Source organism: Capnocytophaga genosp. AHN8471 (assembly GCF_016806945.1).
GTDB classification, from domain to species: domain Bacteria; phylum Bacteroidota; class Bacteroidia; order Flavobacteriales; family Flavobacteriaceae; genus Capnocytophaga; species Capnocytophaga periodontitidis.
Genome location: NZ_JAESPJ010000015.1, coordinates 15,673 through 29,436, shown reverse-complemented (window position 1 = coordinate 29,436; position 13,764 = coordinate 15,673). Strand labels below are relative to the sequence as shown.

Annotated in this window: 13 protein-coding genes; all 13 read left to right on the top strand. The window is 33.2% G+C overall.

Features of this window, described 5'->3' with window-relative positions:
• Positions 1-53 precede the first annotated feature (53 nt).
• The 13 genes from rfbH to JMN12_RS06370 all read left to right on the top strand — a co-directional run bounded on the left by rfbH (position 54) and on the right by JMN12_RS06370 (position 13,761).
• Entirely contained in the window at positions 54-1,367 is a 1,314-nt protein-coding gene (gene rfbH, locus JMN12_RS06430; RefSeq protein ID WP_088593458.1) for a lipopolysaccharide biosynthesis protein RfbH, read from the top strand.
• 173 nt (positions 1,368-1,540) lie between these two features.
• Positions 1,541-2,419: an NAD-dependent epimerase/dehydratase family protein gene (locus JMN12_RS06425; RefSeq protein ID WP_203138110.1), complete on the top strand. Its 879-nt coding sequence runs from the start codon at positions 1,541-1,543 to the stop codon at positions 2,417-2,419.
• Positions 2,416-3,435, top strand: coding sequence for an NAD-dependent epimerase/dehydratase family protein (locus JMN12_RS06420; protein WP_203138109.1), 1,020 nt, complete (start codon positions 2,416-2,418; stop codon positions 3,433-3,435). Before JMN12_RS06425 ends, JMN12_RS06420 begins: the two co-directional genes overlap by 4 nt.
• A 9-nt stretch (positions 3,436-3,444) precedes the next feature.
• Entirely contained in the window at positions 3,445-4,722 is a 1,278-nt protein-coding gene (locus JMN12_RS06415) for a protoporphyrinogen/coproporphyrinogen oxidase (protein WP_203138108.1), read from the top strand.
• Positions 4,719-6,131, top strand: coding sequence for an O-unit flippase-like protein (wzx, locus tag JMN12_RS06410; RefSeq protein ID WP_203138107.1), 1,413 nt, complete (start codon positions 4,719-4,721; stop codon positions 6,129-6,131). The genes JMN12_RS06415 and wzx overlap by 4 nt, the downstream gene beginning before the upstream one ends.
• Entirely contained in the window at positions 6,128-7,132 is a 1,005-nt protein-coding gene (locus JMN12_RS06405) for a glycosyltransferase family 2 protein (RefSeq protein ID WP_203081081.1), read from the top strand. Before wzx ends, JMN12_RS06405 begins: the two co-directional genes overlap by 4 nt.
• Positions 7,129-8,088, top strand: a complete 960-nt coding sequence (locus JMN12_RS06400) for a nucleotide-diphospho-sugar transferase (RefSeq protein WP_203081080.1) — start codon at positions 7,129-7,131, stop codon at positions 8,086-8,088. Before JMN12_RS06405 ends, JMN12_RS06400 begins: the two co-directional genes overlap by 4 nt.
• Complete coding sequence (locus JMN12_RS06395) at positions 8,085-8,915, top strand: glycosyltransferase family 2 protein (protein WP_203138101.1); 831 nt, start codon at positions 8,085-8,087, stop codon at positions 8,913-8,915. Before JMN12_RS06400 ends, JMN12_RS06395 begins: the two co-directional genes overlap by 4 nt.
• Positions 8,916-9,019: 104 nt before the next feature.
• Entirely contained in the window at positions 9,020-9,742 is a 723-nt protein-coding gene (locus tag JMN12_RS06390) for a glycosyltransferase family 2 protein (RefSeq protein ID WP_203138099.1), read from the top strand.
• The gene (wecB, locus tag JMN12_RS06385; RefSeq protein WP_203081077.1) at positions 9,742-10,869 is read left to right on the top strand and encodes a non-hydrolyzing UDP-N-acetylglucosamine 2-epimerase; all 1,128 of its coding nucleotides are present in this window, start codon (positions 9,742-9,744) and stop codon (positions 10,867-10,869) included. Before JMN12_RS06390 ends, wecB begins: the two co-directional genes overlap by 1 nt.
• Entirely contained in the window at positions 10,859-11,875 is a 1,017-nt protein-coding gene (locus JMN12_RS06380) for a hypothetical protein (RefSeq protein ID WP_203081076.1), read from the top strand. Before wecB ends, JMN12_RS06380 begins: the two co-directional genes overlap by 11 nt.
• Entirely contained in the window at positions 11,872-12,684 is an 813-nt protein-coding gene (locus JMN12_RS06375; protein ID WP_203081075.1) for a glycosyltransferase family 2 protein, read from the top strand. The genes JMN12_RS06380 and JMN12_RS06375 overlap by 4 nt, the downstream gene beginning before the upstream one ends.
• A complete protein-coding gene (locus JMN12_RS06370; protein WP_203081074.1) occupies positions 12,685-13,761 on the top strand; it encodes an EpsG family protein in 1,077 nt (358 codons plus the stop codon).
• Positions 13,762-13,764 lie beyond the last annotated feature (3 nt).

Sequence of the window (13,764 nt, the reverse complement as noted above, 5' to 3'; positions counted from 1 at the left end):
GCGAAAAAAACTAAAAAACATTCGTACAAATTCGTGGTCAAAAAAAAGAAAATATGTCATTAGAAACAATTAGAGAAGAAATAGCAAAATTAGTAACCCAATATGCCCAAGAGGCTTACAAACCCAAACCCTTTGAAGCAGGAAAAACGGTAATCCCTCCTTCAGGAAAAGTAATCGGTGAGCAAGAACTCCAAAATATGGTCGCCGCCTCTCTCGACGCTTGGCTCACCACAGGACGCTTTAATGCCGCTTTTGAAAAGAAGTTAGCCGCCTTTCTGGGGGTGAAATACTGCATCACTGTAAACTCAGGGTCTTCAGCTAATTTAGTAGCCTTTAGTGCGCTCACATCACCTAAATTAGGTGACCGTGCTATCAAAAAAGGTGATGAAGTAATAGGGGTAGCAGCAGGCTTCCCTACTACGGTGAACCCTATTGTTCAATTTGGGGCAGTACCCGTATTTGTAGATGTAGATCTACATACTCACAATGTAAACGCCGACCTTATAGAACAAGCCATCACCCCTAAAACCAAGGCAATAATGCTTGCCCATACTTTGGGAAACCCTTTCAACTTAGAAAAAATAAAAGCCCTTTGTGAGAAATATAACCTTTGGCTCGTAGAAGACTGCTGCGATGCACTCGGCGCTACCTACAACGGACAAAAAGTAGGTACGTTTGGTGATATTGCAACACTTAGTTTCTATCCAGCTCACCATATCACAATGGGTGAAGGAGGAGCAGTATTTACTAACAATCCAGAACTAAAAACCATAGCTGAGTCTTTCCGCGATTGGGGGCGTGATTGCTATTGTGCACCAGGTTGTGACAACACTTGCAACTGCCGTTTCTCGCAACAGCACGGTGATTTGCCTTTTGGATATGACCATAAGTATGTATATTCACATTTAGGTTACAACCTAAAAATTAGCGATATGCAAGCCGCTTGCGGATTAGCACAGTTAGACCGCTTAGAGGAGTTTATAGAAAAACGTCGTAAAAATTTCGCCTACCTCAAAGAGCGACTCCAAACCCTTACTGATTTTCTATACCTACCAGAGGCAACCCCCAATAGCGACCCTTCGTGGTTTGGTTTTCCTATCACCCTTAAAGAAGATGCAGGTACCGCACGTGTAGATTTGCTCCGCTTCTTAGACCAGCACAAGATAGGCACACGTTTACTATTTGCGGGTAACCTCACTAAGCAACCCTATTTCAAAGGAGTGGAATACCGTGTAGTGGGTGACCTTACTAATACCGATATCACAATGAATCAAACCTTTTGGGTAGGTATTTATCCAGCTTTAGGCGAAGAACAGTTAGACTATATCGCAGAAAAATTAGAAGAATATTTTGGAGTAAATTTCTAACTTTAGCACAAAATAGGTTTCTTTACAATATCACCCTCATCAGCGCAAGCTGAAGCATTCGTGCAAATTCGTGCAATTCGTGGGCAAACCCCCATCAGCGCAAGCTGAACGTGCCTTTCGTGGGAGTTTTTTCAATCCTACATAGAGCAAGAATTTGAAATAGCAATATAATTATGACGATACTTTTAACGGGCGCAACAGGCTTCCTTGGCAGTCATTTGCTGAAAGCATTTGTAAACAAAGGCTATGAGGTAGTAGTACTCAAACGCTCTACCTCTAATATGTGGCGTTTAAAAGGTTTTGAAAACACCTTTAAAAGCTATGATATAGACCAAGTACCTTTGCAAAAAGCCTTTGAAGAACAATATATAGACACTATCATTCATACAGCCTGTGTGTATGGTAGAAAAGGAGAGAGTATACAGCAGATACTCAAAACAAACTTAATGTTCGGGATAGAATTGCTTAGTACAGCAATAGATTTTAGCACAAAACATTTCCTTAATACTAGTACACTTTTAGGTAAACAAATAAACGCTTATGCCCTTTCAAAAAAACAATTTGAAGAGTGGTTGCAATTGGCGTCTGATAAAATACAAGTAGTGAACTTAAAATTAGAACTTATGTTTGGAGAGCAAGATGGCAATGACAAATTTACCTCTTGGATCTTGAATGAACTCCAGCAGGAAAAAAACATCATCCCACTCACCGCAGGCACACAAAAGCGTGATTTTATTTATATAGACGATGTGGTAAGTGCCTACCTTACTTGTTTAGAACAAGCACCACAACTAAAAGATTTTAATGATATAGAGGTAGGTACAGGTGTACTCACTCCCGTAAAGACTTTTGTAATACTTGTCAAAGAGGTATTAGAAAAACTTAAAGGCAAACCAATAAAAACACAGTTGAATTTTGGAGCACTTCCTTACCGAGAGGGGGAGATTATGGAACCCCAAGTAGATAATAGTAGGTTGTGTTCTTTAGGGTGGCAACCTAAAAGAAGTTTAGAAGAAAATATAGAACGATTTGTAAAACACGAGATACAATGAAATATTTGATAACAGGCGGTTGCGGCTTCGTAGGAAGCAACTTAGCTCAAGAAGTATTAAAACGAGGAGAAGAATTGGTAGTTTTAGACAATCTTTTCCGTTATGGTAGTGCCCAAAACTTAGATTGGCTCAGAACGCTCGGTAAATTCTCTTATTATCCTTATGATATACGCAACACCAACGATGTAGAAACTGTGATCAAAAAAGAACAGCCTGATATTGTGTTTCATTTGGCTGGACAAGTAGCAATGACTACTTCTATTGAAAACCCACGTTTGGATTTTGAAGTGAATGCAATGGGCACTTTCAACTTATTAGATGCTATTAGAAAATACTGTCCTGATGCTTACATCTTATACTCATCAACCAATAAAGTATATGGCGATTTCGCTAATCTTACTTTTCAAGAAGAACAGATGCGATATACCTGTCAAGAATATCCTAAAGGATTTCCTGAAACTTATCCTTTAGATTTCCATTCGCCTTACGGATGTTCTAAAGGATCAGCCGACCAATATTTATTGGATTTTCATCGTATTTATGGACTTAAAACTATAGTATTTAGACATTCATCAATGTATGGAAGTCATCAGCACGCTACCTTCGACCAAGGTTGGATTGGTTGGTTTGTGCAAAAAGCAATTGAGATAAAACAAGGTACAAATCGAGAACTATTTACTATCTCAGGCAATGGTAAGCAAGTACGTGATGTGCTTTATGCCGATGATGTAGTAAGTCTTTATTTTCAAGGTATCAAATATATAGAACAAGCCAAAGGGCAAGTCTTTAATATAGGTGGAGGTATTGAAAATAGTCTTTCACTACTAGAACTTTTTGCTATGTTAGAAAAACTTTTAGGTATAAAAATGCAATATAAAGAGCTCCCCTTTAGAGAGAGCGATCAATTAGTATTCGTAGCCGATAATACTAAAGCTCAAAAAATATTGCAATGGCAACCTAAAATGACCTCAAAAAGAGGAATAGAAAAAATGGTAGAATGGATTGGAAATAAATAATTAAAAATTTTGGTAGCAATTTTAGGAGCAGGAATAGCAGGTATTGCGGCAGGATATCATTTATCACAAAGAGGTATTGAACATACTATCTTTGAGAAAAATAGTTCTTGGGGTGGCTTATGTGATAACTTCTCAATAGGTGAAGGCTTCTTGTTTGATAAGTTTGTCCATCTTTCTTTTACAAAATCAGAAGTAGTAAAAAACCTTTTCCAAAACAATACAGCTTTCTATAGTCATAAGCCTGAATCATCTAATTATTATAAAAACTTATGGTTAAAACATCCTGTACAAAACAACCTTGCCCCTTTGTCTATAGATGAAAAAATAAGAATTATAGAAGATTTTGTCGCTAAACCTACTCTTAATACGATTCAGAACTATGAAGATTGGCTATTGGTGCAATTCGGGACGTATTTCAAAGAACATTTTTCTGAAAAATACACTTATAAATATTGGACACTCCCTTCAAAAGAACTTTCTACCGACTGGTTAGGCAGTCGAATTAGCATTCCATCTTTAGAAGTACTATTAAGAGGGGCTTTTGAAGTGCAAGAAAAGAACTTTTATTACGCTCAAGAAATGCGCTATCCACAACAAGGAGGCTATAAAAGTTTCCTAAATACAATGGCTACAAACACTTCTATAAAGACACAGAAAGAAGTTGCTCTTATTGACCCTATTCACAAGAAAATCACTTTTGCAGATGGTTCTGAAACTAACTATGAAAAACTTATTAGCTCTTTACCTCTGCCTGAGATAGTAAAAATTATAAAAGATGCTCCTAAAAGCATTCTTGAAGCTGGTGAGAAACTGTTGGCAACCTCAGGTCAGTTAGTGTCTATAGGATTCAATCGCCCTGATATACCTAAACATTTGTGGTTTTATATCTATGATCAGGATATTTTGCCTGCAAGAGCCTATTCTCCTTCGCTCAAATCACCCTATAATGTACCAAAAGGAAAAAGCTCCTTACAGTTTGAAACCTATTTTTCAAAAAAGAAACCTAAACAACTTTCCGGTGATAGTTTGGTAAACCACATTATCGAAAAAGGTATACAAATGAAACTTTGGGAACTTAACGACATTGCAATTACCGATTATCGAGAAGAAAAATACGCTAATGTAGTATTCGATTTCAATAGAAAGAGTAACGTAGCTCTAATACAAGATTATTTGAGAACAGTAGCTATCATTAGTATAGGCAGATTTGGAGAATGGGATTATTTTTGGAGCGACCAAAGTTTATTAAGTGGCTTTAAAGGAGCTAATACAATAGGAAACAGATGATAAAGATAACTAAAACAGATGTACTTTGGAATTATATAGCGCAGTTCTTTAGTTTAGCTTCTGGGCTCATTACCCTACCTCTTATTTTAAAAATGCTAACTGTAGAAGAAATTGCACTCAACTATATTTTTCTAACAGTTTCATCTTTAGTACTCCTTTTCGACTTTGGCTTTTCACCTCAATTTAGTCGTAATGTAAGCTATGTATACGGAGGTGCTCAAACACTAAAAAAAGAAGGAATAGACGATGCTTCCTCTGCAGAAGTGGCTATCAACTACCGATTAATAGCTACTCTCGTAAAAGTAGGTCAGTATGTCTATCTCCGTTTAGCATTGTTAGTGCTACTGGTAATGCTCTCTGTCGGAAGTCTATATATTTACAAGGTTACAGATGGCTTCCATTCAGTAGCTCACTCATTGCCTATTTGGATAATTTTTTCAGCCTCTACTGCTTTTACTATTTATTATGAATATTACAATTTCCTACTCACGGGAAAAGGTGCTATCAAAGAAACTAAAATAGCTTTACTCGCCTCTCGGATTGTTTATATAGGGCTTACTTTTTTATTTTTGTATATAGGTTGGGGACTGATGGGAGTTGTATTGGCAAATTTTATAGCTCCTTTTGTAAATAGAATGTTGTGTTATCGATTTCTTTTTACAGAAGAATTTAGAACCCAGTTAAAACCTTACAATATTAGCAAGGAAGAAATCAGTGCAACTTTTGATGTTATATGGTACAATGCTAAAAAATTAGGCTTAGTTTTTGTAGGAGCTTATGCCATTACAAAATTTAGTATGTTCTTAGCAGGTTTATACTTATCAAACGCAGAAATAGCCTCTTATGGATTGATGATGCAATTGGTAAATATACTCTCAACAGTAGCAACAACTTTTTTTATTACCTTTCAACCCAAATTTGCTGCCTTACGTGTAGAAGGAAACTCACAAGGTTTTGTAAGCTTGTTCTCTTTTAGTATAATTATTTTTTACATACTATTCACTTTAGGAGGAATTATATTACTATTCTTAGGTAATACAATTTTAGGATATATACACTCAAATGCTTTTCTGCCTAATAAATTGATTCTTTGTCTTTATATAATAGTTGTACTTTTAGAAAACAATCACTCACATTTTGCAACAGCTATTATCAGCAAGAATAATATTCCTTTTGTCAAACCTGCTCTTTTAGCAGGAATTGGAATCGCAATAGGAAGTTTTATAGTATTAAAATATACCTCTTGGGGAATTTTAGGCTTAGTCCTTGTACAAGGATTTTGTCAAGCAGTGTACAATAATTGGAAATGGCCTTTTGTCGTACTCAGAGAATTTAAACTCACAATATTTCAATTCATTCATTTAGGTATACAAGAAACTTATTACAAACTAAAAAACATTTTCAAATGAGATATACAGCCGTAACCCATATACCCTCTATAGCTATAAAGCAAGGAGTTGTCCCTGAAGGAGCACAGATTACAATAGCAATCCCTACCTACAAGCGAGCTCACTTGCTTAGAGAGACCCTTGAAAGTTGCTTAGCTCAGCAAACAAACTGCCCTTTTGCTATAATGGTAGTAGATAATAATCCAGAACGAGAGTGCGAAACAGAACAATTGTTACGAGAGTACAAAGCAATTCCCAATCTGTTCTACTATAAAAATACAGAAAACGTAGGGATGACAGGTAATTGGAACAAACTTTTTGAACTATCTCAAACAAACTTTGTGGTAATGCTTCACGATGATGACTTGATCAATCCTTCTTATATCGAAAAAATATATGATGTTTTAAAACTATATAAATATAATGTAAATGCTATTTATGTACAACACTTTCTTTTTACTCATATTTCAGAAATATCTATACAAGAATCTAATAAAAATTATAGAGTAATTCCCTTAAAACCATTTGATTATATTTTTGGCGTGTTTTCTACAATTTCTGGAGTTTGTTTTAATAAGAAAGTAGCAGTTAAGCTTAATGGCTTTGACGACACACATTATCCCTTGATGGATTATATGTTCAGTTATTCTATTACTAAAGAAACAAAAGTACTTAAAATAGTAGGGGTGCCTTTATTAATGTACAGATGTGATGAAAATGTAAGCAGTACAGCAGAAAATACATTCAAACTTATCGATGAATACAAAAAAACTACAGATATTATACTGTTAGATTATCCTCTTTATAAAAAATTATACCCCTCATTCTTTAAGTATTTGATAAAAAAGAATGTTATAGAGGAACAAAAAAGAGTTTTTAATACCCAAGACCCCCGTTTAGATGAAAAATATAACGAAATAACAAAAAGCATTACTCCCTATGACAAAATAGTCTATCTTTTTTGGAGAATCCTCAGAAAAGTTATTTTTTTTAGCAAACGATTATATCAAAAAAGAATATGAATACACTAAACACCCCTATTTTATTCCTAATTTTTAATAGATTAGACACTACTAAAAAAGTATTTGAAACTATTAAAAAAAATAAACCCTCAAAACTTTATATCGCAAGCGATGGTGCCAGAGCTCATAAGCAAGCTGAAAATGAAATCGTACAGCAAGTAAGAAACTTTGTATTAGAAAATATCAATTGGGATTGTAAGGTTCAAACCCTCTTTAGACAAGAAAACTTAGGTTGTAAAGAAGCCGTAAGTACTGCTATCTCTTGGTTTTTTAATAATGAAGAAATGGGTATCATCTTAGAAGATGACTGTTTGCCAGATGATAGTTTTTTCTATTTCTGTCAAGATTTACTTATTAAATACCAAAACGACACTCGAATTTGGCTTATAACAGGTACAAATGATTTGGTAGAAAATCTCTCTACTGATAAAGAAACATACTATTTTTCTAAATATGAACATATTTGGGGGTGGGCTTCTTGGAGAAGAGCTTGGAAATATTACGACAAAGATATTTCTTATTACCCCGACCTGAAAGCTAAAAATATATTTCAAAAACTGTTCGCTAATAAAGATGAGTATCTCTACTTTTCTAAAATATACGACAAATTATATCTAAAAGGTATTGATACTTGGGATTATCAATGGAAACTAACCATAATGATAAATAATGGACTTTCCATTATCCCAACTGTTAATCTGATTTCTAACATAGGATTTGGAGCAGAAGCTACTCATACTCATTCCGCCGAGGATGACAATGCAAACCGAAAAACCGGAAAAATATCTTTCCCTATACAACATCCTCTTTATATAATTCCTAACTTTGAAAAAGATGAGCAAAAAAGAAAATTAATCTTAAAAAAAACAAGCAAACTAAAAATAATGATCAATGTGCTAAAAACTCATAGTATATCTGAAATCTTTAAAAAACTTATACAAAAAATCACAAAATGAATACTCCAAAAGTAAGCGTACTAATTCCAGTGTACAACAGGCAAAATCTGATAGAAGCAACAGTAAAAAGCGCTTTAGATCAAACCTACCCAAATACCGAGATTGTAATCGTCGACAACAAAAGTACTGATAACACTTGGAAAATACTCCAAGCTTTAGCGCAAACTGATGATCGTGTCAAAATTTATCAAAATGAAACCAATATAGGCCCTGTAAGAAATTGGCTAAGATGTATAAACGAAGCTACCGGAGAATATGCTAAAATTCTTTGGTCAGACGACTTAATCGATCCTACCTTCTTAGAAAAAACAGTTCCTTTTTTAGAAGATAAAGAAGTAGGATTCGCTTTTACAAGTGCTAAAATTTTTAAAGTTAACATTACAGAACCTCATAAAGTCTCTCTCTATAGAATAGGAAAAACAGGATTATATCCCACAGAAAAATATATACAGAGTATTATAGATGATAAAGATTATCCCGTCTCTCCAGCTTGCGCTTTGTTTAGATTAAACGATTTAAAAAATAATACACTTGCCGATATACCTAACAAAGTAGCAAGTGATTTTGCTATGCACGCTATAGGAAATGATTTGTTGATGTATTTACTAACAGCTAATCAATACCAAAAATTCGCATTCGTAAACGAACCTTTGTCCTACTTCAGAGCTCATAACGACTCTATTACTATAGCTTCTGATAGAGAAAAATTATATCTGTATTATGCTTTAGCTGGAGCTTATTTTGTAGAGAATCATCGCCCTGATCTAATAATAAGAATGAATACTAAAATATGGTTCTTACTGAAAAAATATAAAAAAACAAGCTAAAAAGTATAATATGTATCATATTTTAGATTTTTATATGAACAATAAAAATCAAAAAATAGATATAAGTTTTATAGCAAAAAAGATATTTAGAAAAATATTGAGCTATGTCAAATAACACACAATCACCCCTTATCACCATCATCACCGTTGCCTATAACGCAGTGAAGGATATTGAAAATACGATCCTATCGGTACTCAACCAAACCTACCCTAATATAGAGTATATCATCATAGATGGAGGTAGCACCGATGGCACCCTTGACATCATCAAAAAATACGAGGATAAAATTTCCTATTGGGTAAGTGAACCTGATAAAGGCATCTATGATGCTATGAATAAGGGAACTCTAAAAGCTACAGGGGTGTGGCTCAACTTTATGAATGCAGGTGATACTTTTTATGATCAGCAAGTATTAGAAAAAGTATTTAAGGATAATGATTGGAATGATACCGATGTAATCTATGGAAATGTAGTATATGTATATCCTGATAAAGAGGAAACACGGAAAACAACTTCTTTAAAAAGAATAAAAGTAGGTATTCCTTTTTGTCATCAATGTGTATTTGTGAAAACTAAACTTCAACAGCAGTATCTATTTAATACAAATTATAAAATTTGTGCTGATTATGATTTTTTTTACACACTATATAAAAAAGGATTTTCTTTTAAATATAAAGAACTGATAATTGCAAAATATTTGGCTGGAGGTCTTTCTTCCAATGTTATTTCTCTATATTTGGAAGAATGGCGTGTTTCAGGATGGAAAAATAGTTTTTATTTTATTATTAGAATAGCTTGGTACAAAATAAAGAAAATATTTAGATAATGACTCAAAAACTCCTTTTTATATTTGGCACACGCCCCGAGGCTATTAAAATGGCTCCGCTTATAAAGGCTTTTCAAAAAGAAACAACTTTTGATACAAAAGTATGTGTAACAGCACAACATCGTGAGATGTTGGATCAAGTGTTAGATTTCTTTGAGATAAAAGCGGATTACGACCTTAATGTGATGAAGCCTAATCAAAATTTGTATACACTTACCGCTACAATTATTACAGAACTAAAAGCTGTTTTAGAGCATTGTAGCCCTAACTATATATTCGTGCACGGCGATACTACTACCACTATGGCGGCGAGTATTGCAGGCTTTTATGCAGGAGCTAAAGTGTGCCATATAGAAGCAGGACTTAGGACTTTTAATAAATATGCACCTTTCCCTGAGGAGATTAACCGAAAAGTAACAGGAGCTATAGCCGATTTTCATTTTGCTCCTACCCAGCAAGCAAAGCAAAACTTATTAAGAGAAGGGGTAGATGAAAAAAGTATTTTGGTAACGGGCAATACAGTGATAGATGCTCTTTTAGAAAGTACTAAAAAAGTAGAAAAATTACAAGATGAAGAGATTGATGCTTTAAAAAAGGCACTAAATAGCTCTAAAAAGCTAATCTTAGTGACAGGACATAGGCGTGAAAACCAAGGCGAAGGCTTTATACATATCTGTCAGGCTCTGAAAAAAATCGCTTTACAAAATCCTGAGGTACAGATAGTCTATCCAGTGCATTTAAACCCTAATGTAAAAGAACCTGTTTATCGTATATTATCAGGTATTGAAAATGTGAAGCTCATAGCACCTTTAGCCTATCCTGCCTTTGTTTGGCTGATGAACCAATCCCATCTTATCATTACCGATAGTGGTGGCGTACAAGAGGAAGCGCCTAGCTTAGGCAAACCTGTATTGGTAATGCGTGACACTACCGAGCGCCCTGAAGCAGTAAGTGCAGGTACAGTAATCTTGGTAGGTACCGATGAGCAAAAAATAGTAGGTGAATGCGAGCAACTACTTAACAACCAAGAGAAATATACTAAAATGAGTGCTTTACACAACCCTTATGGCGATGGTAAGGCTTGCGAACGAATCGTAGAATTTTTTAAGAAAAGAAATGAAATATAAAATATTTTTTGAGCAGGGAGACAGACACGATGCTACTATTCACTATGTAAATATTATTAAAAAGGCCTTGGAAAGAGAGTCTGGAGAAGATGTCCTTATAGTAGATAATATTAAACAAATAGAAAAAACAGAAATAGTAGTTGTTGTCAATGCTAAAGCCCATATAAAACTCCTCTTAAAAAATAGAAAACAGAAAGTAATATGTTGGTATCAAGGCATTATGCCTGAGGAAATATTAGTAAATTATACAAAAAAAGATAAATGGCTAAAATATATTCTTTGGCGATGTTTTGAATATATATCACTAAAATTAGTTTCTTTTGCGTTATTTGTTTCCGATAGAATGAAATATCACTATGAGAATAAATATAAAATCAAATTTAAGGATAATTTTTATGTAATGCCTTGTTTCAATCAGAAATTGATAGAGGAAAGTTTTTTTGTGAAAGGAAAATACGAAACTCCTTCATTTGTATATGCAGGAACTATGTCTAAATGGCAATGTATTGATGAAATGTTACAGATATATAAAGAAATTAAGACTAAAATACCAAATGCAACACTTACTCTATACACTTCTGAAAAAAAAGAAGCTCAAGATTATTTAAAAAAATATAACTTAGAAAATGTCCTAATAGATCACTTGCCTTATAACCAGTTGTTTGAAGCATTACAACATTATAAATATGGATTTATTATCCGTAAAGATATTGAAATGAATAGAGTTGCTACTCCTACAAAAATGAATACTTACTTAGCTAATGGAGTCATTCCAATATACAGTAACTATATTTTTGCTTTTAAAGAAGGATTAAAAAATACACAATATCAAATTCAAATATCAAATAATGATGAAGTTTTAGAAGAGATTATCTCTTTTGAGAAAAAAAATATTGAGGCTATTAATGTGTTAGAAAATTACAAATCAACAGTATTTAGCCATTTCTATTCTGAAGATTTTCATATAAATAACCTTATTGAGAAAATAAAGAAAATTAACCTATGAAAATATCATTAGTAACTGCTACTTTGGGGCGTGTAGATGAAATTAACATACTATTAGACTCTCTTGTAAAACAAACATATAAAAACTTTGAACTCATTATTGTAGATCAGAATGAACACTATAAAGTTCAGAATATTGTTGATAGATATACTAATATTTTAAGCATTAAATACATTAGAAGTAGTACAAAAGGGCTTTCTTATAACAGAAATATTGGTATTAAAGAATGTTCTGGAGATATTATAGGCTTTCCTGATGATGATTGTTATTATACTGAAAATCTCTTAGAAGAAATTGTATATACTTTCAAAGAGAAAAAAAATAAAATTACATTAGTAGAGGCTTATGATAGTATTACTAAAAATATTTTTATCTCTAAAACAGATGTTCTAAGTCGTAAATCTCTATTTAAATACGCTATTTCTTTTAACTTGTTTGTAATCTTTGATAAGAAGAAATTATTTGATGAGCGTCTTGGAGTTGGAACTTTCTTCTCTTCAGGTGAGGAAACTGATTATATATGGCAACTATTAGATAAAAAAGACATAGCTATTTTTGCAAAAAATGCTAAAGTATTTCATCCTCAAAACGCTGCTTCTAACAACTATCAAAGAGCTTATTCCTATGGGCTCGGCTTTGGAGCACTATTTAAAAAAGAAATTTTAGGAAGAAAGCACTATACTTATTTTATAATGTACCTCAAATATCTTATCCGTAGCATAGGGGGAATTGTATTATCCTCTAATAAAAAGTTCTATTGGGGAAGCTTAAAGGGGAGAATTAAAGGTTTTTTATTATTTAAATTATAAATGTACTTTTTAGTGCCTATATATTCGTTTTTAGCTTTTACAGCTCGCTTCTTCTTTACAGAGAAACTCTCTAAAGAAGTCAAAACCTATATATATGTATTCAGTTATATCCCTATTATTTTCGCGCTTCTATACATCGCAGGATTAAGAGATATAACAGTAGGTACAGATACTGCTCATTATCGAGATATTTTTAATAACCCCGACGATATTGAAATAGGGTTTCAGTGGTTCGCTGAATTTATAAAATATATAGGAGGTAATTTCCACCTTTTTCTCTTCTTATTTTTCTTTATCTCATTATCCCTAAAGGTATACGCTTTTAAAAAAGTCTCTTTATATCCCTTACTTTCTATTTGTATTTATTCAAGCTTTTGGTTCTTAGTATATGAAATGAATGGTATTCGGCAAGGGCTTGCTTTAGGTTTTATAGCTCTGAGTTACTATTTTCTCTCCGTAAATAAAAATTGGTATTTCTATTTGTCGCTTTTAGGAGCTATTTTATTTCATTACTCAGCACTCGTTTTTCTACCAATTATCTTTATTATAAAAAAGAAATGCACAAATCTCATCTTTTGGATAGTATTAGGGATTATAGTCCCCTCTGCTTACTTAGGGGTAACCTCTTTTATATTAGAAGGATTAGGTACTATTATAGGGGTTGATTTGCGCCTAATAGAAAGAATTATATCCTATCGAAATGATGAGTCTTATAATGCTAATATTCTCTATTCATTCAGTACATTTGTGAGATTTGTAATATTATTCATTACTTTTTTCTTTATCAATAGAGTTCACCTTTCTGAAAGAACAAAAAATATATTCTTATGGTGTGCTCTCTTAAATATTAGTATCTATCTTTTGTTCAGTGAGGTAGAGATTATCGCTACAAGGCTCTCTTTGTATTACCGCTTTTATGAGTGTTTCTTTTTAGCTTGTTTGCCTAATGCTTTTAAAGGAAAAGTAACCAAAATTTTGATAGGATTCCTTTTGTGTTTATATGCTCTTTCTCAAATAATAAAAACATTAGCCATCCCAAATAATGCTTTAGTGCCTTATAAATCTATATTGTTCTAATAA